The 23,321-nt window shown below is 38.5% G+C and carries 30 protein-coding genes, 1 riboswitch and 1 other annotated feature; of the genes, 20 read left to right on the forward strand and 10 right to left on the reverse strand.

All coding sequences use genetic code 11. The features are described from left to right. Positions 1–279: 279 nt before the first annotated feature. The gene (fabF, locus tag BA81_RS14185) at positions 280–1,512 is read right to left on the reverse strand and encodes a beta-ketoacyl-ACP synthase II (RefSeq protein ID WP_034283060.1); all 1,233 of its coding nucleotides are present in this window, start codon (positions 1,510–1,512) and stop codon (positions 280–282) included. Positions 1,513–1,615: 103 nt separating this feature from the next. Between fabF and BA81_RS14190 the strand changes: the two genes are divergently transcribed. Continuing rightward, the gene (locus BA81_RS14190; protein WP_034283062.1) at positions 1,616–2,452 is read left to right on the forward strand and encodes a helix-turn-helix transcriptional regulator; all 837 of its coding nucleotides are present in this window, start codon (positions 1,616–1,618) and stop codon (positions 2,450–2,452) included. A gap of 141 nt (positions 2,453–2,593) precedes the next feature. On the opposite strand, the gene BA81_RS14195 is transcribed toward BA81_RS14190, so the two are convergent. Next, complete coding sequence (locus BA81_RS14195) at positions 2,594–3,202, reverse strand: transglutaminase-like domain-containing protein (RefSeq protein WP_034283064.1); 609 nt, start codon at positions 3,200–3,202, stop codon at positions 2,594–2,596. Between the two features lie 40 nt (positions 3,203–3,242). After that, a complete protein-coding gene (locus tag BA81_RS14200) occupies positions 3,243–3,749 on the reverse strand; it encodes a hypothetical protein (protein WP_034283066.1) in 507 nt (168 codons plus the stop codon). A 183-nt stretch (positions 3,750–3,932) separates the two neighbouring features. Here BA81_RS14200 and BA81_RS14205 point away from each other — a divergent pair, with 183 nt between their 5' ends. The 7 genes from BA81_RS14205 (at position 3,933) to BA81_RS14235 (ending at position 8,014) form a co-directional block, all read left to right on the forward strand. Then, a complete protein-coding gene (locus BA81_RS14205; RefSeq protein WP_003217059.1) occupies positions 3,933–4,193 on the forward strand; it encodes a metal-sensitive transcriptional regulator in 261 nt (86 codons plus the stop codon). 123 nt (positions 4,194–4,316) lie between these two features. Beyond that, complete coding sequence (locus BA81_RS14210) at positions 4,317–4,799, forward strand: DsrE/DsrF/DrsH-like family protein (RefSeq protein WP_034283069.1); 483 nt, start codon at positions 4,317–4,319, stop codon at positions 4,797–4,799. A 12-nt stretch (positions 4,800–4,811) separates the two neighbouring features. Then, a complete protein-coding gene (locus BA81_RS14215) occupies positions 4,812–5,165 on the forward strand; it encodes a rhodanese-like domain-containing protein (protein WP_034283071.1) in 354 nt (117 codons plus the stop codon). A 47-nt stretch (positions 5,166–5,212) separates the two neighbouring features. Continuing rightward, on the forward strand, positions 5,213–5,773 hold the full coding sequence (locus tag BA81_RS14220; protein WP_034283073.1) for a sulfurtransferase TusA family protein: 561 nt from the start codon (positions 5,213–5,215) through the stop codon (positions 5,771–5,773). Between the two features lie 14 nt (positions 5,774–5,787). Beyond that, positions 5,788–6,915, forward strand: a complete 1,128-nt coding sequence (locus BA81_RS14225) for an MBL fold metallo-hydrolase (protein WP_034283075.1) — start codon at positions 5,788–5,790, stop codon at positions 6,913–6,915. A gap of 33 nt (positions 6,916–6,948) precedes the next feature. Further along, positions 6,949–7,179: a sulfurtransferase TusA family protein gene (locus BA81_RS14230; protein ID WP_034283076.1), complete on the forward strand. Its 231-nt coding sequence runs from the start codon at positions 6,949–6,951 to the stop codon at positions 7,177–7,179. A gap of 58 nt (positions 7,180–7,237) precedes the next feature. Continuing rightward, entirely contained in the window at positions 7,238–8,014 is a 777-nt protein-coding gene (locus BA81_RS14235; protein WP_034283077.1) for a sulfite exporter TauE/SafE family protein, read from the forward strand. 35 nt (positions 8,015–8,049) lie between these two features. Here BA81_RS14235 and BA81_RS19810 read toward each other — a convergent pair whose 3' ends face one another. The 5 genes from BA81_RS19810 to BA81_RS14260 all read right to left on the reverse strand — a co-directional run bounded on the left by BA81_RS19810 (position 8,050) and on the right by BA81_RS14260 (position 11,760). Next, positions 8,050–8,226 carry a hypothetical protein gene (locus BA81_RS19810; protein WP_164512187.1) on the reverse strand — a complete coding sequence of 59 codons (177 nt, stop codon included), beginning with the start codon at positions 8,224–8,226 and terminating at the stop codon, positions 8,050–8,052. Positions 8,227–8,369: 143 nt separating this feature from the next. After that, positions 8,370–9,803, reverse strand: coding sequence for a proline--tRNA ligase (gene proS / locus BA81_RS14240; RefSeq protein ID WP_034283080.1), 1,434 nt, complete (start codon positions 9,801–9,803; stop codon positions 8,370–8,372). Positions 9,804–9,845: 42 nt separating this feature from the next. Then, positions 9,846–10,041 (reverse strand) — a binding site (T-box leader). A gap of 378 nt (positions 10,042–10,419) precedes the next feature. Next, positions 10,420–10,941, reverse strand: a complete 522-nt coding sequence (locus BA81_RS14250) for a hypothetical protein (protein ID WP_034283085.1) — start codon at positions 10,939–10,941, stop codon at positions 10,420–10,422. Positions 10,942–11,006: 65 nt separating this feature from the next. After that, positions 11,007–11,489, reverse strand: a complete 483-nt coding sequence (locus BA81_RS20210; RefSeq protein WP_034283087.1) for a stage II sporulation protein M — start codon at positions 11,487–11,489, stop codon at positions 11,007–11,009. Beyond that, positions 11,479–11,760 carry a class IIc cyclic bacteriocin gene (locus BA81_RS14260; RefSeq protein ID WP_034283090.1) on the reverse strand — a complete coding sequence of 94 codons (282 nt, stop codon included), beginning with the start codon at positions 11,758–11,760 and terminating at the stop codon, positions 11,479–11,481. The genes BA81_RS20210 and BA81_RS14260 overlap by 11 nt, the downstream gene beginning before the upstream one ends. Before the next feature lie 161 nt (positions 11,761–11,921). Here BA81_RS14260 and BA81_RS14265 point away from each other — a divergent pair, with 161 nt between their 5' ends. From BA81_RS14265 to BA81_RS14285, 6 genes are all read left to right on the forward strand, one after another. Beyond that, positions 11,922–13,040, forward strand: coding sequence for an efflux RND transporter periplasmic adaptor subunit (locus BA81_RS14265; RefSeq protein ID WP_034283093.1), 1,119 nt, complete (start codon positions 11,922–11,924; stop codon positions 13,038–13,040). Continuing rightward, positions 13,037–13,717, forward strand: a complete 681-nt coding sequence (locus tag BA81_RS14270; protein ID WP_034283095.1) for an ABC transporter ATP-binding protein — start codon at positions 13,037–13,039, stop codon at positions 13,715–13,717. The genes BA81_RS14265 and BA81_RS14270 overlap by 4 nt, the downstream gene beginning before the upstream one ends. Positions 13,718–13,722: 5 nt before the next feature. After that, complete coding sequence (locus BA81_RS14275; RefSeq protein WP_051627362.1) at positions 13,723–14,913, forward strand: ABC transporter permease; 1,191 nt, start codon at positions 13,723–13,725, stop codon at positions 14,911–14,913. Positions 14,914–15,002: 89 nt separating this feature from the next. Beyond that, entirely contained in the window at positions 15,003–15,212 is a 210-nt protein-coding gene (locus tag BA81_RS14280) for a helix-turn-helix transcriptional regulator (protein WP_034283098.1), read from the forward strand. Positions 15,213–15,454: 242 nt separating this feature from the next. Then, positions 15,455–15,613 carry a hypothetical protein gene (locus tag BA81_RS19610; RefSeq protein ID WP_155267120.1) on the forward strand — a complete coding sequence of 53 codons (159 nt, stop codon included), beginning with the start codon at positions 15,455–15,457 and terminating at the stop codon, positions 15,611–15,613. Between the two features lie 164 nt (positions 15,614–15,777). Further along, a riboswitch (purine riboswitch) is annotated at positions 15,778–15,877 on the forward strand. A 77-nt stretch (positions 15,878–15,954) separates the two neighbouring features. Then, entirely contained in the window at positions 15,955–17,127 is a 1,173-nt protein-coding gene (locus tag BA81_RS14285; protein WP_034283101.1) for an MFS transporter, read from the forward strand. A gap of 59 nt (positions 17,128–17,186) precedes the next feature. Here the strand turns inward: BA81_RS14285 and BA81_RS14290 are convergent, their stop codons facing one another. Next, positions 17,187–17,954, reverse strand: coding sequence for a GNAT family N-acetyltransferase (locus BA81_RS14290; RefSeq protein ID WP_034283103.1), 768 nt, complete (start codon positions 17,952–17,954; stop codon positions 17,187–17,189). A 201-nt stretch (positions 17,955–18,155) separates the two neighbouring features. Between BA81_RS14290 and BA81_RS14295 the strand changes: the two genes are divergently transcribed. The 5 genes from BA81_RS14295 to BA81_RS14315 all read left to right on the forward strand — a co-directional run bounded on the left by BA81_RS14295 (position 18,156) and on the right by BA81_RS14315 (position 20,768). Further along, positions 18,156–18,614, forward strand: coding sequence for a MarR family transcriptional regulator (locus BA81_RS14295; RefSeq protein WP_034283105.1), 459 nt, complete (start codon positions 18,156–18,158; stop codon positions 18,612–18,614). A gap of 110 nt (positions 18,615–18,724) precedes the next feature. After that, positions 18,725–18,955, forward strand: a complete 231-nt coding sequence (locus BA81_RS14300; protein ID WP_034283107.1) for a hypothetical protein — start codon at positions 18,725–18,727, stop codon at positions 18,953–18,955. Further along, positions 18,952–19,413 carry a 2-thiouracil desulfurase family protein gene (locus BA81_RS14305; protein ID WP_034283108.1) on the forward strand — a complete coding sequence of 154 codons (462 nt, stop codon included), beginning with the start codon at positions 18,952–18,954 and terminating at the stop codon, positions 19,411–19,413. Before BA81_RS14300 ends, BA81_RS14305 begins: the two co-directional genes overlap by 4 nt. A gap of 29 nt (positions 19,414–19,442) precedes the next feature. Further along, a complete protein-coding gene (locus tag BA81_RS14310) occupies positions 19,443–19,859 on the forward strand; it encodes a DUF5301 domain-containing protein (protein WP_034283111.1) in 417 nt (138 codons plus the stop codon). An 81-nt stretch (positions 19,860–19,940) separates the two neighbouring features. Beyond that, on the forward strand, positions 19,941–20,768 hold the full coding sequence (locus BA81_RS14315; RefSeq protein WP_034283114.1) for an aldo/keto reductase: 828 nt from the start codon (positions 19,941–19,943) through the stop codon (positions 20,766–20,768). Between the two features lie 51 nt (positions 20,769–20,819). Here the strand turns inward: BA81_RS14315 and BA81_RS14320 are convergent, their stop codons facing one another. Next, a complete protein-coding gene (locus tag BA81_RS14320) occupies positions 20,820–21,902 on the reverse strand; it encodes an iron-containing alcohol dehydrogenase family protein (protein WP_034283117.1) in 1,083 nt (360 codons plus the stop codon). Positions 21,903–22,099: 197 nt separating this feature from the next. Here BA81_RS14320 and trhO point away from each other — a divergent pair, with 197 nt between their 5' ends. Then, a complete protein-coding gene (gene trhO / locus BA81_RS14325; RefSeq protein WP_034283120.1) occupies positions 22,100–23,068 on the forward strand; it encodes an oxygen-dependent tRNA uridine(34) hydroxylase TrhO in 969 nt (322 codons plus the stop codon). The last annotated feature ends 253 nt before the right edge of the window (positions 23,069–23,321 follow it).

The raw sequence follows: 23,321 nt of genomic DNA on the forward strand, positions 1-23,321 counted from the left end.
TTTTTTTTTGCATTTCAACATCTATCATGTCAAGACATGAAAGTATTGCTATTGCAGCAAAGAAATGCAATCAAATTGCTTGCGCGTAGCCAAAATGTACCTTTTTACATTAAGAATTGTAAATGGCTTTTTGATCTAATATATTACAATTAATGTAAATATAGTATAATAGTATAAATCTGTGGGGTTAATATATCAGATTGAGGCCCTTCATAATTTGTCTGTGAGGTATTCCCAAAATGTAAAAAAATCAAGGGCTATAAACCCTTGATAGCTACATCAATCGTAATGCTTTAACAAGATGGCTGAATTATGTCCTCCAAAACCAAAAGAATTGGATAGCCCGTATTTCAAAGGAAGCTGTCTCGCTTCTAATACAACATCTAAGTTGCAGTCTGGATCTTGATTCTCTACATTAATAGTTGGCGGAATCATTCCTCGTCTCAAACTTTCCACTAAAGCAATGGCTTCTACTCCGCCGGCAGCACCAAACATATGCCCTGTCATTGATTTGTTTGCCGTTGTTGGAATTTCACCTGAACGTTCACCAAATAATTTCTTAATAGCTAGAACTTCTGAACGATCACCTACTTGTGTACTTGTTGCATGTGCACTAATAACATCAATATCATCTGTTGATATGTTTGCACTTCTCAACGCCTTTTTCATGGCTAAGTAGGCACCTTTACCTTCTGGGTGGGATGCTACCATATGATGAGCGTCTGAACTAGCTCCGTACCCCACTACTTCACATAATATCGGCGCATCTCTAAGAATCGCGTTTTCTAATGATTCTAATACTAAGATACCTGCGCCTTCACTCATCACAAAGCCATCTCTATCTGTATCGAATGGACGGCTGGCTAGGCTTGGGTCTTGGTTTCTAGTAGATAGTGCATGTGCGTTTCCAAAACTAGCCAAAGATATCTGTGAGACGGCAGCTTCTGCTCCTCCGGCAAATATAATATCTGCATCATCATTTCGGATCGCATTGAAAGCTTCGCCAATAGAGGTGTTCCCAATAGAACAAGCTGTGACTGGTGACAATGATGGCCCTTGTGCCCCTAATTTAATGCTGATTTGGGCCGCAGCTGCATTTGAAATCATCATGGGGACAAGGCTGGGGCTTACTCTTGAGGGACCACGTTTATCTAAAACATTGACATTATCAACAAGCGATTGGATTCCCCCGATTCCTGAACCAACATATACGCCTAAACGTTCAAGATCAACTTGATCTAACTGTAATTGCGAATTTTTTAATGCTTGTTCGGCTGCTGCTAAGGCAAACTGGCTAAAACGATCTAAACGTTTTGCTTCTTTTCTTCCCAATATTTCATCTGCATCGAAATCACGAACGATTCCAGCTATTTTTGTTTTATAATCAGTTGTATCAAAAGAATCAATGAGAGATATTCCCGATTGTCCGTTGATTAGTTGATTCCAAAAGCTATTTACATCATTTCCAAGTGGAGAAATAATTCCCATTCCAGTAATGACAACTCTTTTCATGATCATTCCCTCCTTGTTTTTATTAACTTTATCCATTGTGTTATCCTATTACAAGTTGTTGTTTATCCTAGTATAATTAATACTCTTTTAAAGGGAGATCTAAATGAAACCTGAAACTAGACTTCAAGCGTTATCAGAATTTCTAAAAAACCAACGTTCGAAAATTACGCCCCAAATGGTTGGTTTACCTGTAGGAACCCGCAGAAGAACACCAGGACTCAGAAGAGAAGAAGTGGCTCAACTAGCCGGTGTGAGTCTTACTTGGTATACATGGTTAGAGCAAGGCAGAGATATAAAAGTATCGACTTCGGTATTAGATGCTATTTCTCGTGCATTACAATTAAATAACGATGAAAGGAGATATTTGTACGCTTTAGCGTTAGAGGAAGGAGTGAAACAATCCTTTATCATTGAGAATGAGCAGGAAATCAGTCCGGCTTTAGTGAAAATGTTGCAGGAACTTCGTTATTGCCCGACGATTGTATCTGATAGAAGAAGTCAGATTGTTGGCTGGAATCAAGCAGCAGCTAATGTATTTTTGGACTTTGAACAAATCAATCCGGCTGAAAGGAATATCATACGCTTACTATTCGCAAGAAAGGAATTTAAAAGTTTAGCGGTGAATTGGGAGCATTTTGTTAGAGGATATATCGCCATATTTAGAACGTATTATGGACAGTATGTGGCGGATGACTGGTATGAGCAATTTATAGAAGAAATGGAGCAGGCATATCCTGAATTTCGTAAAATTTGGAATGAAAATGAGATCAGCTATGCGCCTGAAGTATTAATTGAATTTCGTCATGCTAAGGCAGGTAAAATGTTGTTTAACCTCACTTCATTACAAGTGTATGGGGATACTGATTTAAGATGCAGTGTCTATACTCCGGTTGAGGATACTGATACGGAGCTTAAGTTAAAACGTTTAATTGAAGGGTAGATATCGTTTGGATGAAGTTATTGAGTGTATTTAATATAAAATAGATCCTATGCAAATCAGTGACAAGGGGCATAACCGATGCTGACAAGCACCGGTTTATTTTCACGTTTGGCATTGTCGAAAGTCTTTTTGCCCCCAAGCCTATATCGTTTCTGGTAAATGATGTTTATACATCTCAATAGCATCTGTATGTTCTTTTAAAACGCTCATTGTCTTTGGATGTGGTTTAACATATATCAAAGGATAGTCGACTTCATCTAATTCTTGTTGGGTATGAAAAGCTAATCTTTCATGATCAAGTGAAAATTGAGCATCAATTCCTGTTTTGTTGCCGCGAGAGTCTAATCGAATCCATTTATTAAGTGATTGCAGAAATACTGCATTTAATGCATGAATACAATATCCTTTATCTGGCGTATCGAACAACATTAATCGCTGGTAACAGAAACCTGTGGGTATTCCTTGTGAGCGCAATAGAGCAGCTAATAGGTTGGACTTTGCGTAGCAAATTCCCTCTTTAAATGTTAATACCTCTGATGCATGACAAGTCACTCGTTTGGATTGAATATCCCATGTATGGGGAATTTCATCTCGAACAAACTCATAGGCTACTTTTGCTTTTTCTATTTCTGTCTGCAAAGGGTTGAAAAGTTCATTTGATTTTGCTCGAATAAGAGGATGAGAATAATCAACTTCAGCTAGTTCACATAAATAATCATCAAAATTTTTAGATTCACATGTCAAGTTCATTATAATGTCCCCTTTTCTCTATACTTTTACCGCAGGAGGTCTATTTCTTCACCAACACATATTGTAAGTTTTCTAATTCAAACATATCAATCAGTTCATCGATCTCTTTAAAATCGATATGTTTTCCAAACCGTTTTTTGCTTAGGTCAATTTCTACATCCAATTGATCGTCCTTTTCTTTCGTTTCCAGTTCATCTAGACAAGAATAGATTTCGATGCTTTCTCCTTTTGACAGCTCTTTTTCAATGAATTTAAAAAGTGCACGAAGAGAATGAATGATGCCTAATTCATAAACAAAAGGATGCGTGAATTTGTTTCTTACCGCTTCATAGACGGGATCTAGATAATCAATGTGAATGCCTTCGAAATCCTCTTCTGTTTCAAATACTTCTATCAAAAGTTCTTCTTTTTGATAGGTTTTTGGCTTTTTTTGTTTTTTATCAAACATGTTGATATTGAGTTCAGAGAATGGTTTATAGGTAGGATTTTGACCAATGGTACCAAGCGGCAGTTCTTTGTTTGATCCAATATAATGATGTAAAGTCATGGGCTGTCCTCTTTTCTTCAATGATTTCTCGTTCGTTGATTATTTTCTTTTTATCAATAAATGGTGGAATGTGCAATTCTTTTCACATACATTCTCTACAAAAGAGTAGGGCAAGTCGTTTGACTAAATACCTCTTAGGGTATACTATCTGTTCATAGAAAGAATAGAAAGGGGTACTTGTGCATGGAATATAATCAGCAGATGAAGAACCGTCTTCGCCGGATTGAGGGGCAGATTAAAGGGGTTCTTGCGATGATGGAGCAGGGAAAGGATTGCCGCGAGGTGGTGACGCAGCTGTCTGCATCACGCAATGCCATTGATCGGGCAATGGGTGTGATTGTGAGTACAAATCTTGAGCAATGTGTTCGTGAAAGTCTTGAACAGGGCAAGGATACAGAAGGTCTTGTGAAAGAAGCGGTTGAGCTATTGGTGAAAAGCCGGTAAGAAATTCTTCAGCCTTTGAAGGTTGACGGATTTTTTTACTTGTTATAATATACCCTTACCGGTATGTGTATATATTTTTTATTTTGTATATACCCCCGTGGGTAATTGTGAAGGAGGAGCAAGATGGCAGAACAGAAAAAACGCACAACGATTGTGCTATTTAGTGGAGATTATGATAAAGCGATGGCGGCTTACATTATTGCAAATGGTGCAGCAGCCTATGATCATGAGGTGACGATTTTTCATACCTTTTGGGGGCTGAATGCCTTGCGCAAGGATGAGATGGTGCCAATGAAAAAAGGTTTTTTAGAAAAAATGTTTGGCAAGATGATGCCGCGCGGGGCTGATCGAATGGGCATTTCAAAGATGAATTTTGCTGGAATGGGTCCGAAGATGATTAAGCACGTCATCAAAAAGCACAATGCCATGACACTGCCGCAGCTCATTGATATGGCGAAGGAACAGGAGATTAATCTCGTAGCATGTACAATGACGATGGACCTTTTAGGGCTGCAGGAGAAAGAATTATTAGATGACATTCAATATGCTGGTGTGGCGGCGTATTTAGCAGAGGCTGAAATCGGGAATGTGAATTTATTTATTTAGTGAGGTGATGAAATGATTCAAACGATTTTGTTCATCCTGGTGATTGGCTTACTCGTGAGCCGGTTCCTACCAGTACGTGGTGTTAACCAAATGGATGCAGCCGATATGAAAAAAAAGCTGAAAAGCAAAGGTCAACAGCTCATTGACGTACGATCTCCAGTAGAATTTCAAACAAACCATATAAAAGGATTTCGAAACATTCCTTTACCTCAGTTAAAAGAACGAGCTTCTCAGCTTGAGAAAAATGAAGAGATCTATGTCATATGTCAAAGTGGAATGAGAAGTATGCAGGCAGCGAAAATATTGAAGAAGCAAGGATTTACTCATATTACAAACATCAAGGGTGGTATGAATGCTTGGCATTAAGCACGCATAAAAATATACCCCCACCCCTATATAAAGGAGGACATCACATGCAGCAACCAACAGTCATTTTAGATGCAAAAGGATTGGCATGCCCGATGCCGATTGTGAAAACAAAAAAACAAATGAATGAGCTTTTGCCAGGAGATGTGCTTGAAGTGCAAGCTACCGATAAAGGATCAACAGCGGATTTAGCGGCTTGGTCAAAAAGTGCCGGTCATGAGTTTTTAGGAACAAGAGTAGAAGGACAGGTGCTTCATCATTTGATTCGTAAAGGCGGAGCGCAAGAAGAAGAGGGGGAGCCCATGATTTCGGAAATATCTTTGAATGCCTTTCAACAGAAGGTAAAAGAAGATCAATCTCTGTTTATTTTGGATGTAAGGGAGCTGGATGAATACGAAGCGGGGCATATCCCAGGAGCCGTTCATATCCCGCTTGGTGAGGTGGAAGATCGTGCAGAGGAGTTAACAAGAGAATCGGACATTTATCTCATCTGTCATTCAGGCAGAAGAAGTGAATTAGCTGCGCAAAAGCTAAAAGAGAGAGGATTTCAACAATTAATCAATGTGGTGCCAGGCATGAATAGCTGGACAGGAGCCATTGAAAAATAGGAGCTGAATAAAACATGACGGTAAAAGCCATGACTGCAGAGCAGTTAACAAAAAAGATCGTGGGCAAAGAGCCGCTCTTTTTGCTAGATGTGCGAAACCAAGCAGATGTGCAGGACTGGAAGATTGAAGGGGAAGCAATCGTTGATATGAATGTGCCTTATTTTGATCTGCTTGACGGAGTAGAGGGCCTTTTACAGCACATTCCTAGTGACCGTGAAGTGCTGGTGGTTTGTGCCAAGGAAGGTTCCTCTATCCTGGTGGCGGAGATGCTGTCAGAGGCTGGCGTGCCTGTTCGTTATTTACAGGGCGGCATGAAGGCATGGAGTGAGCATCTAGAGCCAGTGAAAATAGGTGATTTAAGGGGCGGCGGAGAGCTGTATCAATTTGTACGGATGGGCAAAGGGTGTCTATCCTATATGATCATGTCCAATGGAGAAGCCGCGGTTGTGGATGCAGCTCGAATGACGGAGGTCTATATCGATTTTGCGAAAAAGCATGATGTCTCTGTGACGCATGTGATGGATACTCACCTTCATGCAGATCATATTTCTGGTGGGAAAAAGCTGGCTGAACAAACTGGTGCTGCCTACTGGCTGCCGCCAAAAGATGCAGAAGAGGTAACCTTTGAATATGAACGTCTTGATGAAGGACAGCGGATAACGATTGGAACAGCTTCTATTGATATTCAACCCATTTATTCCCCGGGACATACGATCGGCTCAACATCTTTTATCGTAGACAATCAATATCTTCTTTCAGGTGATATTTTGTTTATTGATTCAATTGGAAGACCTGATCTTGCTGGAATGGCGGAGGACTGGGTAGATGATTTGAGAGAGACGCTTTATGAACGGTATATGGCGTTTTCAAAGGAATACATCGTTCTGCCTGCGCACTTCATGACCAAAGAAGAAATGAATGAAGACGGCAGTGTTTGGAAGGAGCTCGGCTCACTTTTAAAAGAAAATCATGGGCTTCATATTGAAGATCAACATGTGTTTAGAAAGATGGTGACGGAAGGTCTGCCTGCACAGCCGCATGCCTTTCAAGAGATTCGTCAAGCCAATATGGGGAAGCTGAACCCAGATATGGAAGAGCAGCGGGAAATGGAAATGGGTCCAAACCGTTGTGCGATTCGGTAATGTCCAATAAAATAAGAGAAGAGGAACAATCAAATGACATCAGATCAAATTTTAGACGTAACAGGGCTCGCATGCCCAATGCCGATTATTCGAACGAAGAAAAAAATGAACGACTTGGCGGAAGGTCAAGTTTTAGAAATACATGCAACAGATAAAGGGGCTAAAGCTGACTTGGCCGCATGGGCGAAGTCAAGCGGACATGAATTGATCACGCAGACAGAAGAAGGTCACGTGCTGAAGTTCTGGGTGAGAAAAGGGTCCTAAAGGATGTAGGGGTATCTGCTGAAGATCCCCTTTTCCTTTTGCAAAGGAGGAGACCAGCGTGGATTTTGCGTTATTGATTACACTTTTTATCATCGGATGTATTGGTTCCTTCTTATCAGGAATGGTGGGGATTGGCGGATCTGTGATCAACTATCCCATGCTGCTTTATATCCCGCCTCTTTTTGGTGTGATGGCACTATCAGCACACGAGGTATCAGGGATTGGCGCCATTCAAGTGCTTTTTTCGACGCTGGGCGGTGTACTCGCTTATCGGAAAAGCGGATTTTTACATCGCTCGCTGATTTTATATATGGGAAGCAGTATATTGGCGGGCAGCTTATTAGGCAGTTATGTATCACATTTTATGCCGGAGAAAGGGATGAACCTCGTCTATGGATTACTCGCCATTGTGGCGGTTATTCTCATGTTGATTCCGAAAAAAGGACAGCGTGCAGACGCAGAGGGAGAAGTTACTTTTCATAAAGGGCTGGCATCAGGTATTGCCTTTGTGATTGGCAGTGTTTCCGGGGTATTAGGTGCAGGCGGCGCATTTATTTTAGTGCCTGTGATGCTGTCTATTTTAAAAATTCCTGTACGGATGACGATTGCATCGTCACTTGCGATTACGTTTCTTTCTGCGATAGGCGCATCGACTGGAAAGGTATTGACGGGTCAGGTCATGCTTCTTCCTGCTGTTGTGCTGATGGCGGCAAGTTTGGTGGCAGCTCCGATTGGTGCGAAGGTCGGTCAGAAAATCAATGCCGTCTATTTGCAATGGGCCCTTGCTGTAATGATTACAGCGACAGCGGTCAAAATTTGGCTGGATATTTTATAAAAGAAAGACCAACAGAGCAAACATGTTGGTCTTTTTTATTTGACGTCATCGTGCTCGATATACGTTTCTAGTGCGGGGTGGTACTCTTTTTGATAATGAAGGTTGGGACATGTTTTCACGACTTTGCCTTGCAGGGCATTGGACTTTGAGACTTCTAATGCTGTTCTACATTTAGGGCAGCGTTCGGCAAAGAATGAGGGCCAGCGTTTCATATATCACCACTCCAGTTAAAGTCTTAAAAACCGATTATATTAATATGAATTATAGGGGATCATGCAGGTGAGGTCAATGGGTGTTTGGGTCTTTTTAACAAAAAAGAAGCATCATGAGAGATGCTTCTTTATCGTTCATATTCTTAATAGGCTTTCGCCCAGAACACCATATCAGATGCAGGCTTTCCGCAGCAGACACATGTGTCAGAAATGGTTTCCTGTTCGAATGGAATACAGCGTGAGGTCGCACCTGTTCTTTCTTTAATGTCGTTTTCACAGGCTTCGTCACCACACCACATGGCTTTAATCAATCGGTTTTCTTCCGCAAGAATTTGCTCGATGTCTTCGATTGTGAGGGCTTGTGATGTTTTTTCATGTAATCGTTCCTTCGCCTTTTCGAACATGGTCCGCTTGATGTCTTCAAGCGTTGCTGTGATGGTTTGTTCAAGTGCATCTAATGTGACAGCTTGCTTTTCACCAGTGTCTCGTCGTGCGAGCATCACTTGTCCTTTTTCGATGTCCTTTGGTCCTACTTCTACACGCAGCGGAATACCCTGCATTTCACATTCGTTGAATTTCCAGCCTGGCTGTTTATCGCTTGCATCGATGTCAGCACGTGCGATGCGGGCGAGGCGATCCTTCAATTCGTAGGCATGATCCAGCACCCCTTCTTTATGAGAAGCGATTGTCACGATACGCACTTGGGTTGGTGCAATATTTGGCGGGAGGACGAGCCCTCTGTCATCGCCATGCACCATGATCATAGCGCCGATAATTCTTGTTGTGAAACCCCAAGAGGTTTGCTGGACATGCTCTAGTTTTCCTTCACGGTTTAAGAATTCGATGCCAAATGCTTTGGCAAATCCGTTCCCGAAGAAATGAGAAGTGGCAGTTTGAAGCGCTTTTCCGTCATGCATCAAGCTTTCAACCGTATAGGTGAAGCGAGCGCCAGCGAATTTTTCCTTCTCTGTTTTTCTCCCTTTAATGACAGGAATGGCGAGGAGATCTTCGCAAAGAGAAGCGTAAGTGTGAAGCATTCTTTCTGTTTCTTCAATCGCTTCTTGCTCAGTCTCATGGCACGTGTGTCCCTCCTGCCATAGGAATTCAAGGGTTCTAAGGAAGGGACGTGTTGTCTTTTCCCAGCGGACGACATTGGCCCATTGGTTATATAGCTTTGGTAAATCGCGGTAGGAATGAATAATGTTTTTGTAATGCTCAGCGAACAGCACTTCAGAGGTTGGTCTGACGCAGAGCCTTTCTTGTAATTTGGATTCACCGCCATGTGTGACCCACGCCACTTCAGGAGCAAAGCCTTCGATATGATCTTTTTCCTGCTGCAGCAGGCTCTCTGGGATAAAGAGGGGCATATAGACATTCTCATGACCCGTTTCTTTAATCTGGCGGTCAAGTTCGTCGCGAATATTCTCCCAAATTTTAAAGCCGTACGGCTGAATGATCATACTGCCTCTCACGCTTGAATAATCGACGAGCCGCGCTTTTGTGACAACATCTGTATACCACTGGGCAAAGTCGTCTTCCATGCTTGTAATTTTTTCAACAAATTGTTTTTTTGACATTGCAGGTTCCTCCTTTTTTAAAACAAAAAAGCTGTACTTTAAGTTAGGGACCATTCCTGGTGGTACCACCCTAATTTAAAGCACAGCTTTACACTCAATCATGATAACGGTATGAACCGCTGTATGAAACAGAACTAAATCGGCAGGTTCACTTGAAGATGTCAGTAGGAACTTCTCAGCACCGTTCCCTCTCTGTTAAAGATCGATTCAAGCTACTATTCCAGATCTACGTTGATCCTTGTTCGTTGATTTTCCATCAGTTTACCTGTAAATGGGGGAGAAAGCAAGTTGATGCCAAAAAACAAATAAAGGTAAATTGTATTTTGGATTGAATTATTAAATTGAGGTTTTAAAGTATGATATTGTGAAAGGAGCTTCCAATGTTTTTAAGGAGCAATGAAATAAAATGTTCGAAATGTAACGGTGTAATTAAAACTAATGATAAATTTGTAGCCATTATGACTATGCCCAGTTCATACAAGCAACCCTATGGAACGATGGATGCAGTATTGAAAAAGATATCAGATGTTGTCATTTGTCTGAAATGTTCAAATTCAGAAAAGTTGAATTAGTATTAAAGAAACAGACACTTTAAGGATAGTGTCTGTTTCTATTTTTATTGAGTAATTAGTGTGTAAGCAACATTAATAATAGTGAGTGCAGTTATTGAAATAGTTGATATTTTTGTGAGTATATTTTTCTTAAATTGATACCACATTACAATTAAAAAAGTTACAAAGACAACTGTAATATTCGAGTATTTTAATAAACCGCTTATTTCTGCTGAAATTGTTTCCCCAAGGAAAATAGAACTTAGCGTTAGTATTGCAAAATGTAAACTATACACCCCAAAGAAAACTATAAAATAATCAGCTTTCTTAACTTCATAGTCTTTCAAGTTTTCTCCTTTATTAAATGTAATACCAAGAGATGTGAAAAGCCAAAAAAGGTTTACCATTATAAGAATTACGAAGAAATTAAAAGCTAATCCTACGGATGAAATTAATAGTTTAGGTATGTTAAATTTATTAATCACATTAGCAATATCACCAATTGTTAAGGCTACCTGATGACTATAAGTCATATAAGCGAATATGTAAGCAATAATTATTAAGATTAGTATATATTTTCTATTCATACTTCTCCTTTTATAAAGAAACAACAGAATATACATAATATATTCTGTTGTTTACGTTCGTTTTATTAAGAGAAATTACTGATAACGAGATTGGGAGTTATAAAACTCTCTACTAAAGCCCCTAGAAGTATAAGAGCAACAGAGACTGAAATTCCTTTAAGGGTTCTCTTATCAAATTTATTCCTATCTAAAGTCTGTAGAAGTACATATGCTAAAAACAATAGAGCAGGGATTTCTATTAATCCGTGTGGGATTAATAATAACAAATATGATAGAGATTGAAATTTCGATATTACAAGTCCAATTAAAATCCCGTTTGCGATAATAAACGTTTTTACAAAAATTGATCCCAAAAAAGAAATTAAAATCATTAATAGTATACACATCAGATTATTTATTGTGATGTGTGAAATAAAATAAGTATAGTCAATCTCTCTTATGGTTATAGAGGATGGCGATAAAAAAATCTTCCCATAAATATAACCTATTAAAACTGATGTACTAAAAATGATAATAATCTTTTTTAGTAGTTTATTATTATGCAGCATACGCTCCAAGAGCAGTAGCAGCAGCAGCGAGCCAAGCAGGTAGAGTTACACCCATAACGATGGCTGCAAAAGTAGTTAAACTTCCACCAGCAGCTAACCAGTCAGTTAATTGGCGATACCAATCTGCTGCAATTTTAATTCCAAAAAAGTCAGCAATCAGATTTAGGTTTAATGTAATCCCAATTAACACAGCTGTAGCGAAAAAACCTGCTAAAATAATTGATTCAAATTTTGAAAGATTTAAATGGTCAAGAATTAGACTCGCTCTCATACTTTTTCCTCCTAGTAGTTAAATTTTATGGTGTACGTACACACGTCTAATATAACATAATTTTACCCAAAAGTGTAATAAAAAGTTATTTTTGACTATTTTTTTTTTTTTTTGTAAGCTTGTTTTGTCTGGAAATTTACTAGGATAAAGAGGAGCGAAAAATGAATACTAAATTTCAAACAGAGATAAAGAAAAATAACAAACTTGTATTTTTTGTAATCATTATTATCATTTTGGTGTTTATATTTTTCTTAGCAACGATTAATATTTATATGTCTAAAAATCAAGGAAAAGAAGGTAAAGTGCCTTATAAGTTTACCAAAATAACTACAAAAAATTTCGATGAAACGCAATTATTGAGTGGAATTGTTAAACCAAAGAATACAGCTTCATATTTTATTGAGAATAATAAAAATGAAATTTTGGTGAAAAATGGCGATTATGTAGAAGAAGGTCAAAAAATTCTGGAATATAACAAAGATGAATTTAAGAGAGAACTGGAAAAGTTGAGCATTGAAAACCAAAAAATAAGTCGAAATTTACAGATTATAAATAAAAACATCGAAATGTTAAATAGTAAATTGAAAAAAAATGATGAGAAAAATCCTGTTTATGACCAATTAAAGAAAGAATTGGATGAAAACAAGCATCAAAAGGAGATACTAAGTTTAGATCTTAAAAGCAATGAAAGTTCAAGAAATGATAAAATAAATGATTTAAATAATTCAACAATCAATGCGGGAATTCCTGGGTATATTCAATTGAAAAAAGATGAAACAAATAAAATAATTGCTATTTATATAATGAGTAAAGGTTTAATTGTGGAAAGTCAAGTTACTGAACTGCAAAAGCCCTCGATTAGGAAAAAGGATCGGGTGAAAATCACCTCTAAAGTAATGAAGGATAAATCATGGAGTGGTAAAGTAATTGAAATATCAGATTTCCCTAATGAAAATACAATAGAAATAAAATCTAATCTATCTGAGTATAGTATGAAAGTATCGATTGACAGTGCTGAGAATTTATTGAATGGTTACCACGTGATATTAGAAATTATTACTTCTAAGGAAAAATTAAATGTTGTGCCGATTAAGAGTCTGATCAAAACAGGTAAAACAAGTTATGTATTCGTTTTGAATAAAGATAAGCTGGTTAAGAAGGAAGTGAAAGTGAAGTACACAGATCAGCATTGGGCAGAGATCACTGGTGGTCTAAACGATACAGATGAAGTTCTAGAAAATCCCTCCTCGCAAACAAGAGAAGGAGAAAAGGTAAAATGATTAGTCTTAGAAGCATATCAAAGAGTTATCGGTCAGCGGAAGAAGAAATAAATATATTACATAATATTAATCTTGATATAAAGCAGAATGAATTTTTAAGTATAATGGGCCCTTCAGGTTCAGGTAAAACAACATTATTAAATATTCTAGGTTGTCTTAATAAACCTTCAAGTGGACATATTTATATTAACAATGAAGATATCACTAACTATAACAATAACCAATTATCATGGGTTAGGAAAGATAAAATCGGGTTTATATTTCAAAATTTCAATTTATTACCTAGATTAAGTGTTTTAGATAATGTTATCTTGCCATTAATATATAAGAGGATAAAAAAAAGAAAGAGAAAAATATTGGCCCTAAATGCTTTAGATAGAGTGGGTTTAGGAGGAATGGAGAAAAAATATCCTACTCAGTTGTCGGGTGGACAGAAACAGAGGGTTGCTATAGCTAGAGCTCTTGTAACTGAACCGCATTATTTAATTGCAGATGAGCCAACGGGATCACTAGATTCTATTAATACAACGATTATTATGGATCTTTTAATGTCAATTCATAGAAAGGGAACTACAATTATTTTAGTTACTCATGAAGAGGATGTAGCTAATTATGCAACAAGAAGAATTACTTTAGTAGATGGTCAAATTTTATTTGATTCTAAAAATAAGGAGTGAAAGGTTTGTTTTTAGACAATTTCCGAATGGCTTATAGTTCTATTATGGCACATAAACTAAGAACGATCCTCACGATGCTTGGAATAATAATAGGAATAAGTTCTATTTTATTAATCGTAGCTATTGGAAAAGGTGGGGAGCATTTACTCAAAGAGAACATTATTGGAAATAGCGATGGCACAATTGGAATTCAATACCTGGATGAAAATTTAACTTCCATTTATGATAATCAAGATACTCCTATTTTTGAAGAAGATAAGTTACTAGAAATGAAACAAAAATTTCAATTGCAAAACGTCATTATTAAAAACAATAGTGTTGAATTATTTATTGATGATAAGAATAATGATAAAAGGTTAAATGTAATTGGAGTAAATTATGATTACATTCAGATCAATTCATTAGAGATGATTAATGGTAGAAATATAAAAGAGGAAAACTTTAATCAAATGCAAAATAGTGTTTATTTTAGTAAAAATGCTGCATTAGAATTATATAACTCTGATGATGTTGTTGGAAAAATAATAGAAATAAGAGATACACCATACATAATATCAGGAGTATATGAGTCTGATGGTGGTAGTTTGAGTATTCCTGAAATCATAATGCCTTTTTATTCTTGGCCATTAACTTTTAATACAGATAAGATACAATCAGTTTCAATAAAAACTGAAGATTCTAATGACTTAGTTGAAACTGCTAATGAAGTAGCTAAATGGTTGAATGAAACAAAGCCTACTTTTTTGGCAGGAGAATATCAAATTTTTAATATTAAGGATGTAGAAAAGGGAATTTCTGCGGTGACAAGTATTTTGACTTTGATCATAGGCAGTGTTGCTGGTATTTCATTAATTGTAGGTGGCATTGGTATTATGAATATGATGTTGGTTACAGTAACAGAAAGAACACGGGAAATAGGGTTAAGAATGTCATTAGGTGCAACTAAAGGACAAATTTTAACTCAATTTCTGTTTGAGTCATTAGTCATCTCATTCACAGGAGGGATAATTGGGATTTTGTTAGGATTAACTGGTGGTGTTATTGTATCTTATTTTACCGAATTCCCAGTGCTGGTTAGTGTACCTTCAATTATCTTAAGTAGTATGTTGTCTATTTTTATTGGTGTAATCTTTGGGATAATTCCAGCGAGTAGAGCTGCACGTCATCATCCATCTGAATCATTGATGTATGAGTAAAATGTTCTTTTATGAATGACAAGATATCTTTACTTTTTTGGATTGTCTTGTTATAATGAATTTAACAAAACAATCCAGAAGGACAGGGTATGATAAAAAATAACATTAAATTATTAAGAAAGAAAAGGAAAATTTCCCAAAAAGATTTGGCTAATGCATTGAATGTAACAAGACAGACTATAGTAGCTGTTGAAAATAACTACTACTATCCAAGCTTGGAATTGTCATTGAAATTAGCAAAATATTTTAATGAACCAGTGGAAGCTATCTTTACATTACATGAAAATATTACTGATTAGAGATGAGGAGGCGATAATATTTTTAAAAAAGCAGATGAATTTGAGACATATCAATCTAATAAGGCTTTAAAATTTGTATTCGTATTTTATACAGCTGCATTGTTTATTTGGTTAGCTTATGATTTTGTTGTAACTGGAAAATTAGGTTTACAATTTCTCATTTTATTTATCGGTCAAACACTATACTTTGTTGTGCTCTATTCAAAGAAAAATAAATTAGATAAATTAGAGGAGGATGCGTAATGAAAATGTTAAATAATATTGTTATTGGTTTATTGATTTTGTTAGGGATAGGATTAATGACTCAAGGAAATCAGTGGGGATCAGCTTGTATTGTCGTAAGCATTTTTTATAGTGTGTTTTTACTCTATAAACGCAAACAAATTAAACATAGTTCGTAAAAAAGGAAAGCTCATCTCGTGAAGGTGAGCTTTCCTTTTAATTTTTAATAATATTAAAAGAGCTAAGAATGTATTTTCTTAAGTCCATTTTTAAATTTCCAATTAAAATTAAGTACTGCTATCTTTTGTAGCAGCTTGCGAGTTATGTAAGGCTATGCTAATATATGTGAAGAAAAAAATAGACTTGTATAACCTCAATAATATGGTTTGAGGGTTTCTACCAGGATCCGATAAATCCTGATTACAAAAGCGCGCTTTCCTTTTTTGTAATCAGGGTTTTTTTGTTTGTCTGCACCCTGTATCAAAAGTGAAAGCGATGATATACAGAAGGGATGTTAGACATGAACTGGAGAGTATATTTATTAGCCGTTTCTACTTTTGCGGTTGGATTAGTTGAGCTTGTGGTTGGTGGCATTCTGCCAAGTCTTGCAGAGGATTTGAATGTGTCTCTTGCAACAGCCGGACAGCTCATTACGGTATTTGCGATTGTGTATGCCATTTCAGCACCCGTGCTGCTGACTGCGACAGCCAAAATCGAACGAAAGCGCCTTTACTTAATCGCGTTATTGGTGTTTACAATAGGAAATGTGTTCACTTATTTTAGTTCGACCTTTGCCCTTGTCATGATATCTAGGGTGTTGATTGCGATGAGTACAGCGCTTGTGGTGGTGTTGTCTTTGACGATCACTGCCAAATTGGTGGAACCAGCGCATCGTGCGAAAGCATTAGGGCTGATTTTTATTGGTATTAGCTCCTCACTTGTTCTCGGTGTACCGATCGGTATTTTTATTACAGAGAGCTTTGGCTGGAGAGTGATGTTTTTAGGAATCAGTATTCTTTCTGCCATATCGATGGTGCTGATCTATTTTCTATTGGAAAAAATGCCTGTTGAAAAAGTGACGCCTCTTAGAGAGCAGATTCGTTCTTTAGGGCATTCGAAAATTTTTAGTGCACACTTGATCAGTTTGTTTATGCTTGCAGGCCATTATATGCTTTATTCTTATTTCACTCCATTTCTGATGGAAGTTCTGCATATGACCCCGTTTTGGATTAGTATTTGTTATTTGATCTTCGGACTTGCGTCTATAGGCGGGAATGGGTTTGGCGGCTGGCTCAGTGACAAACTGGGTTCAGGAAAAGCCATTTTGCTTGTGACTATGGCGTTTGCGATCGTCATGTTTATCCTTCCTTATACAGCGGGGGTGTTCGCGCTCTTTATGGTCATGGTTGTCCTTTGGGGAGCGCTCAGCTGGGCACTGACGCCTGCTTTGCAGAGTTATTTGATTCAAACAGATCCTGTCACGTCTGATATTCAGCAGAGCTTAAATACATCTGCCTTGCAAATCGGCATTTCGATTGGATCTGCGGTTGGCGGAGTCATGTTTACGATGACCGGTTCCTCTGTTGATCTGGCTAAATTCGGTGCTGTGTTTGTACTGATTGCCTTTAGCTGTGCGGTGATTTCGCTGAAGAGACCGCCGCTTTATATGGATCGTCAGCATCATGCTGAATAGCTGCCTATCTTTAGGCAGCTTTTTTATGTTCATTTCAAATTCACAAGAAAAGTACCTTTCTATTCAAAGACGGCCATTTCACCGATTGGTTGGAAGCCGGCACGTTGATAAATATTTTTACCGTCAGCTGATGCTTGTAAGATAGCACACTTTTGTTTATTCTCTGTCTTGGTCAAAAGGTAATGAAACATGTCATTGCCAAGTCCTTTTCCGCGGTGTTCTGCCTTTGTTATGACATCATAAATACCGTAGCTGTCGTTTGTCTCGAATAATAAGCCTGTTGTGACCGGCTTGTGGTGTTCATACCCCACGAACATGCGAGCTTTTGAGTGTAATTTTTTAATCGAAAAATGCTGGAAATAGTCTTCTAAGGCGGCGGCCTCAGTCGATCCTTTGAATAGTTCAATAAAGATATGTTTGTAATCAAATAGTGTCTGCTCATCAAGTACTTCCTTGATTGTAAGTGATGAGGATGTGACTGGATCAATGTCACCTGTATGCTCAAGCATCATGATGGTATTGCGTTCGACCTCTTGAAGGTGATATTCCTTTAATAAATCAGCCCAATCAGGATGGAGTAAACGGTGATCGACCCATGTGCTGAAGATGAGTTTCTGTGACCGCATGTGTTCAATGGCAGCTTTCACTTTTTTTGGATCTTGGATTTGAGCTGATGTCGGTAAGAGCAAATTGAACGTGTCAGTCGATATTTGAGTATTGGATAGAACGAAATCGTCCGATGCAAGGAAGGTTCCGTTCACAGCAGAGGAAAACAGATGTATCTTTTCTTCTAATTGGCGAATGGCCATTAGTTGTTCAGGTTTCATTTAGCTCACCTTTTCATTATGATAAATTGGATGACATCCCCATGATTATAGCATGTGACAGGATGAGGGGAATCTAGTATAAAAGTACATATACAATTTTAAGGTCTTATGACCTATTATTTTACTAACAACCACATTTCTTTTGACTCCTTTCTTCATTATTAGTACCATTTTATTAACCAGTTAAGAGTGGAGGTTCAGATGGAAACAAAAGAGCAGATTGTATTAAAAGCGATTCAAGATCTGATTATGCATAGGGAAAAGAGACGGAATGATCCAACAGATCCACTGATTACCACGACTGATACACTCAAACAAGAATGGACACTCACACAGCTTCACATTTTATCGATGATTCAAGCCAATCCAAACGAATCAAACAATACATTTCTATCTCAACAACTAAAACTATCAAAGCCAGCTATTACAAAGGCTGTGAAAAAACTAATTGAAAAAGGCATGGTGGACTATTGCCACCGGCAGGGTGATAAGAAATCTGTCTATTATTCTTTGACAGAGGAAGGCAAGCAATTGGCAGCGCTTCATGATGAGCTGCATGAAAAAGCAGTCACGTCCTATTTAGAATTTCTTCAGCAGTTTCATGAGGATGAATTACAAGTGATTGAGCGCTTCTTAAAGGCTTGGAAAGAAAAGATATAGTTAAAAAACCGAAACCATCGCACAAAGGGAGGTGATGGTTTCGGTTTTTTTATGGTAAAATTAACATATATTGACGTTGTTCTTAGCCATGAAGAAAGGGAGGGAGCTCATTGGAGAAAGAAATGATAGAAAATTATAAAAAATACGTATTCATCATGCCATTTGTGGGATTGTTTGTCAGCTTGATATTATTTGTTTATTTTTTTGGTATTGCAGGACCTGGAGAACCAATTTGGGCTGCTGCTTTGTATTGTGCTCTGCCCTTTTTGGTGAATACGATATGTTTCTTGCCTGTATGTATTTATTTTAAAGTCAGCAAAAAAAGTGAGGAACATACATGATTGTCGTCAGTGCTTGTCTTGCTGGATTGAAGGTTCGTTATAATGGCAGCCATCGATTAGATCAGCGAATTGAGGAGCTTCTTCAGGAGGGAAAGGCGGTCACAGTTTGTCCTGAGCTGCTTGGCGGCCTTTCCACGCCAAGGCCTCCCGCAGAAATCATTGGCGGAGACGGACATGATGTATTACAGGGCCTCGCCTCCGTGATCGATGTACATGGAAATGATGTTACGGAGATGTATGTAAAAGGCGCGAAGGCCGCGCTGGAACAGGTTCAGTCTCTGAAAGCGACGGCGGTTGTGTTAAAAGAGTACAGTCCCTCCTGCGGCAGCCGGATGATTTATCGCGGAGATTTTAACGGGGGGACAAAAGCTGGAGATGGAGTGACATCCGTCTTGCTTAAACAGCACGGAATTCAGGTATTTTCTGAGGAGGATGATTGGACTTCACTGTTTTTATAAGTGTGGTGTGAATAGAAGGAGGAGTTAGGTTGAAAAAGTGGATGATTGGTTTAGTCGTCATTATTTTATTAGGAATTGGTATTTATTTTCTAATCAATGCAAAAACATACTCTTTTGATAATGTGGCCTCAATTGATCAAAACAAGGTGACTTCGATTCAAATTGAGCATGATAATGAGCGTGTTATGGTGGAAAAGAAAGCAGATATTCAAAAGTTACTCAAGGAATTTTCGGGTATGAAATTAAAGAAAACGAATGAAACTAAAAAAACTTCAAAAGAGTCTTATTGGATCAGAGTGTATGAGAATGAGAAGGAAACATATGGTCTGACTTTTTACGATCAAACATTTTTAGAAACATATGATTTTTCTAAAACAAAAGATCAAACCAGCGAATATCAAATCGTTGACACCAATCAAGTTGATATAGGAAAATATATCAAATAGCTCAGCCAGAATGTCATGCATGATCAATCGAAAATTCGGGTATAGTGCTTGGTAAGTAAAAAGGAAGCGGAGGTTTGTTTGATGAGTGGATTAACAGATACAGTCACATTAGCAAACGGAGTAAAAATGCCGAAGCTAGGCTTTGGTGTATGGCAGGTAAAAGATGGGGATGAGGCTGTAAATGCCGTCAAAGACGCTCTTGAAGCGGGCTACCGCAGCATTGATACAGCAGCCGCCTATCAAAATGAAGAAGGGGTAGGCAAAGCCATTCAGCAATCAGGTATCTCGCGCGATGATCTATTCATTACGACAAAGGTCTGGAATAATGATCAAGGCTATGAATCAACACTCGAAGCCTTTGAAACAAGTATGAACAAACTGGGGCTAGATGTATTAGATCTTTATTTAATTCATTGGCCAGTTGAAGGCAAATATAAAGAAACATGGAAAGCGCTAGAGAAACTATATAAGGATGGACGCGTTCGAGCGATCGGAGTGTGTAATTTCCATCAGCATCATTTAGAGGATTTATTGGAAGAGGCAGAAGTTGTGCCAATGGTGAATCAAATCGAGCTGCATCCAAAGCTGACGCAGGAGCCTTTACGAGACTACTGCAAATCGAAAGGAATTCATGTAGAGGCGTGGTCGCCATTAGGCAGCGGGAAGCTTCTAAACCATCCTGTTCTCCAAGATATCGCGAAAAAACATGACAAGTCAGTAGCGCAAGTGATTCTTCGCTGGGACTTGCAGCATGGCATTATCACCATTCCAAAATCTGTGACGAAGAGCCGAATCATCGAAAACACACAAGTCTTCGATTTCGAGCTGTCCGCACGTGAGATGGGTGTCATTGATCAGCTCAATGAAGATGAGCGCACGGGTCCAGATCCAGATAACTTTGATTTTTAATCGAAAGAAAAGCACAGGTGCGATGCCTGTGCTTTTTTATTTCCCTCATCTTTAGACAGATTTTTGGGGGTGATAGGTCTCAATGATTTGAATGGCGTCAACAATCTGTTCTTTAGAATAGTCCCCAATTAAACAAAAGGTTTCATCTTTACGTGCCGCATGGTTTGCTACCGTAAGTGCCGCTTCTTCCAGTTGAGTTGTCATACCAAGATCGCGCATATTTCTAGGTAATCCGAGAGTTTGGTAGAGTTCAAGTAATTCCTCAACCTCGGACATTCGGTTTTCTGCGGCAAGCTGGACGAGGATGCCATAAGCTACTTTTTGTCCATGTAACACATGATGCGTTTCTTCAATAAATGTCAATCCATTATGAACGGCATGGGCTCCTGCCATTCTTCCATAGCGTCCCCCATAGCCGCCGACTGTTCCTGCTAACGTAATAATCGTATCTGTCACATCTGCGAATGCTTGTGAAAGCTGACCTGTTTTTAAGCTGTTGACAGCTTCTTCACTATGAGAAAGAAGAATGTCTCGAACATATACCGCCTGCTTTAGTGCTGCATGTACCATGAGCGGCAAGGCGCCTTTTGTGTTACGAATAATCGCTTCTGCTTCATACCATTTTGCCAGCGTATCACCAATTCCGCTTTGAAAGTAGGAAAGAGGAGAGGAAAGCAAAAAAGTATGATCAATTAAGGTGAGGTAGCTGGATCGTTTATGATAATCAACTCTCATGAAATTTCCTTTGTCATCATAAATGACGCTGAGAGGTGTAGACGCAGCACATGTGCCGGGAATCGTTGGCACCATGATGACTTCGATTTGAAGAACGTCTGCAACTGATTTTGCGGTATCTAAAATCGTTCCGCCCCCGATGCCGATGATCACATCTGACCCGTTAAGCTCTTCTGCGATCTGTGTGACCGCATTAGGTGAACTGTATCCTTTGTGCTGAATGAAAGGCCACTCGGACGGCAGCTTTGTGTATTGTGAAAAAGCTTGGTATGAATCATATCCTGTCACTACAGCAGGTGACTGAAAAGGAGAAACAAGGGATTCAAGTTCATGATAGATTCCCTTTTGAGAAATAAATTGGTTAGGGCCGCTTCTGACAATATCTTCTGGCTGGATCATGGATCATTGCTCCTTTACACATCATATTGTTCATAAATCATCTCATTTTACAGAAAGTTCTGTCAAATAGTCAAATATATGAGAAGAAAGGCCCTTCCGTTTTATGGAATTAAGCCGCCGACATTGCCTTTAGGTATGTATTTCCTGTATGATAAAGAATGGTATGTTTTGATTAAATTTAAGAGGTGTTTATATAGATGGAAAAACAATATCGCGTTTTACTTTACTATCAATATGTCCCCATTGAGGACCCAGAGACGTTTACAGCAGAGCATTTAGCATTCTGTAAGGAGCTTGGTTTGTTAGGCCGTATCCTCGTATCAGCAGAAGGCTTGAACGGAACGGTTTCTGGAACTATTGAGCAAACGGACAAGTACATGCAAGCGTTAAAAGAAGATCTGCGCTTTGCGTCTATGCCGATCAAAATTGACGAAGCGGATGGTCATGCGTTTAAAAAAATGCACGTCCGTCATCGGAATGAACTAGTGAACCTCAGCCTTGAGGATGATGTGAATCCGTTGGAATTAACGGGGAAACATCTTAGCCCGGTTGAATTTTACGAGCAAATGCAATCACCTGATACTGTTGTGATTGATGCGCGTAATGATTACGAGTTTGATGTTGGTCACTTCAGAGGGGCAGTTCGTCCTGATATTGAGACATTCCGTGAATTACCTGAGTGGATTCGTGACAATAAAGAGATTCTTGAAGGCAAAAAAATCCTGACTTATTGCACAGGCGGCGTACGCTGTGAGAAGTTTTCAGGCTGGTTAAAGCGTGAAGGCTTTGAAGATGTCTCTCAGCTTGACGGCGGAATTGTCACTTACGGAAAAGACCCAGAAGTACAAGGGAAGCTATGGGACGGTCAATGCTATGTGTTTGATAATCGCTTAACAGTACCAGTGAATCAAACAGAGCATGTGGTTGTCGGAAAAGATTTCTTCACTGGTGAGCCTTGCGAGCGTTATGTGAACTGTGCGAACCCTGCATGTAACCGTAAGATGATTGCCACTGAAGAGAGTGAGCATAAGTATATGCGCAGCTGCAGTCATGAATGCCGCACAAGCGAACGGAACCTGTATGTGAAACAGCACAATTTATCTGAAGAAGAAGTTCAAGAAAGACTAGCTGTTATTGAAAAAGAACAAGCGATTTCACAAGGATAGAGGGAACCCCCCTTTATCCTTTTTTTCTTTACATGGCGTGGGTTAGAAGGGAGAGGAAGTCATTTCCTCTATCTTTTTTGTTTTGTTTTTTTCAAAATAAGGGTAAAGGTAGTTATTCAGTCTAATAGATTGAACAGGTGAAAAAGCGCTTTCTTTTGAAATAAGCATGTTCGGCTATTTCAGAAAATGAAGAATTGAGAGATAATATAACAGGCGAAAAAATGAACAAGGGTAAATGTTTATTAGAAGAAAT

The sequence above is a fragment of the Bacillus safensis FO-36b genome (assembly GCF_000691165.1).
Taxonomy (GTDB): Bacteria; Bacillota; Bacilli; order Bacillales; family Bacillaceae; genus Bacillus; species Bacillus safensis.

What these genes read in the sequence shown, in the direction of transcription:
- BA81_RS14190 (WP_034283062.1), top strand. Translation starts at nt 1,616, where the DNA reads ATGAAACCTGAAACTAGACTTCAAGCGTTATCAGAATTTCTAAAAAAC.
- BA81_RS14205 (WP_003217059.1), top strand. Translation starts at nt 3,933, where the DNA reads ATGGAATATAATCAGCAGATGAAGAACCGTCTTCGCCGGATTGAGGGG.
- BA81_RS14295 (WP_034283105.1), top strand. Translation starts at nt 18,156, where the DNA reads ATGGAAACAAAAGAGCAGATTGTATTAAAAGCGATTCAAGATCTGATT.
- BA81_RS14305 (WP_034283108.1), top strand. Translation starts at nt 18,952, where the DNA reads ATGATTGTCGTCAGTGCTTGTCTTGCTGGATTGAAGGTTCGTTATAAT.
- proS (WP_034283080.1), bottom strand. Translation starts at nt 9,803, where the DNA reads ATGTCAAAAAAACAATTTGTTGAAAAAATTACAAGCATGGAAGACGAC.
- BA81_RS14260 (WP_034283090.1), bottom strand. Translation starts at nt 11,760, where the DNA reads ATGAGAGCGAGTCTAATTCTTGACCATTTAAATCTTTCAAAATTTGAA.
- BA81_RS14265 (WP_034283093.1), top strand. Translation starts at nt 11,922, where the DNA reads ATGAATACTAAATTTCAAACAGAGATAAAGAAAAATAACAAACTTGTA.
- BA81_RS14210 (WP_034283069.1), top strand. Translation starts at nt 4,317, where the DNA reads ATGGCAGAACAGAAAAAACGCACAACGATTGTGCTATTTAGTGGAGAT.
- BA81_RS14290 (WP_034283103.1), bottom strand. Translation starts at nt 17,954, where the DNA reads ATGAAACCTGAACAACTAATGGCCATTCGCCAATTAGAAGAAAAGATA.
- BA81_RS14230 (WP_034283076.1), top strand. Translation starts at nt 6,949, where the DNA reads ATGACATCAGATCAAATTTTAGACGTAACAGGGCTCGCATGCCCAATG.
- BA81_RS14195 (WP_034283064.1), bottom strand. Translation starts at nt 3,202, where the DNA reads ATGAACTTGACATGTGAATCTAAAAATTTTGATGATTATTTATGTGAA.
- BA81_RS14270 (WP_034283095.1), top strand. Translation starts at nt 13,037, where the DNA reads ATGATTAGTCTTAGAAGCATATCAAAGAGTTATCGGTCAGCGGAAGAA.
- fabF (WP_034283060.1), bottom strand. Translation starts at nt 1,512, where the DNA reads ATGAAAAGAGTTGTCATTACTGGAATGGGAATTATTTCTCCACTTGGA.
- BA81_RS14280 (WP_034283098.1), top strand. Translation starts at nt 15,003, where the DNA reads ATGATAAAAAATAACATTAAATTATTAAGAAAGAAAAGGAAAATTTCC.
- BA81_RS14225 (WP_034283075.1), top strand. Translation starts at nt 5,788, where the DNA reads ATGACGGTAAAAGCCATGACTGCAGAGCAGTTAACAAAAAAGATCGTG.
- BA81_RS14200 (WP_034283066.1), bottom strand. Translation starts at nt 3,749, where the DNA reads ATGACTTTACATCATTATATTGGATCAAACAAAGAACTGCCGCTTGGT.
- BA81_RS14315 (WP_034283114.1), top strand. Translation starts at nt 19,941, where the DNA reads ATGAGTGGATTAACAGATACAGTCACATTAGCAAACGGAGTAAAAATG.
- BA81_RS19610 (WP_155267120.1), top strand. Translation starts at nt 15,455, where the DNA reads ATGAAAATGTTAAATAATATTGTTATTGGTTTATTGATTTTGTTAGGG.
- BA81_RS14220 (WP_034283073.1), top strand. Translation starts at nt 5,213, where the DNA reads ATGCAGCAACCAACAGTCATTTTAGATGCAAAAGGATTGGCATGCCCG.
- BA81_RS14250 (WP_034283085.1), bottom strand. Translation starts at nt 10,941, where the DNA reads ATGAATAGAAAATATATACTAATCTTAATAATTATTGCTTACATATTC.
- BA81_RS14285 (WP_034283101.1), top strand. Translation starts at nt 15,955, where the DNA reads ATGAACTGGAGAGTATATTTATTAGCCGTTTCTACTTTTGCGGTTGGA.
- BA81_RS14320 (WP_034283117.1), bottom strand. Translation starts at nt 21,902, where the DNA reads ATGATCCAGCCAGAAGATATTGTCAGAAGCGGCCCTAACCAATTTATT.
- BA81_RS19810 (WP_164512187.1), bottom strand. Translation starts at nt 8,226, where the DNA reads ATGAAACGCTGGCCCTCATTCTTTGCCGAACGCTGCCCTAAATGTAGA.
- BA81_RS14215 (WP_034283071.1), top strand. Translation starts at nt 4,812, where the DNA reads ATGATTCAAACGATTTTGTTCATCCTGGTGATTGGCTTACTCGTGAGC.
- trhO (WP_034283120.1), top strand. Translation starts at nt 22,100, where the DNA reads ATGGAAAAACAATATCGCGTTTTACTTTACTATCAATATGTCCCCATT.
- BA81_RS20210 (WP_034283087.1), bottom strand. Translation starts at nt 11,489, where the DNA reads ATGCTGCATAATAATAAACTACTAAAAAAGATTATTATCATTTTTAGT.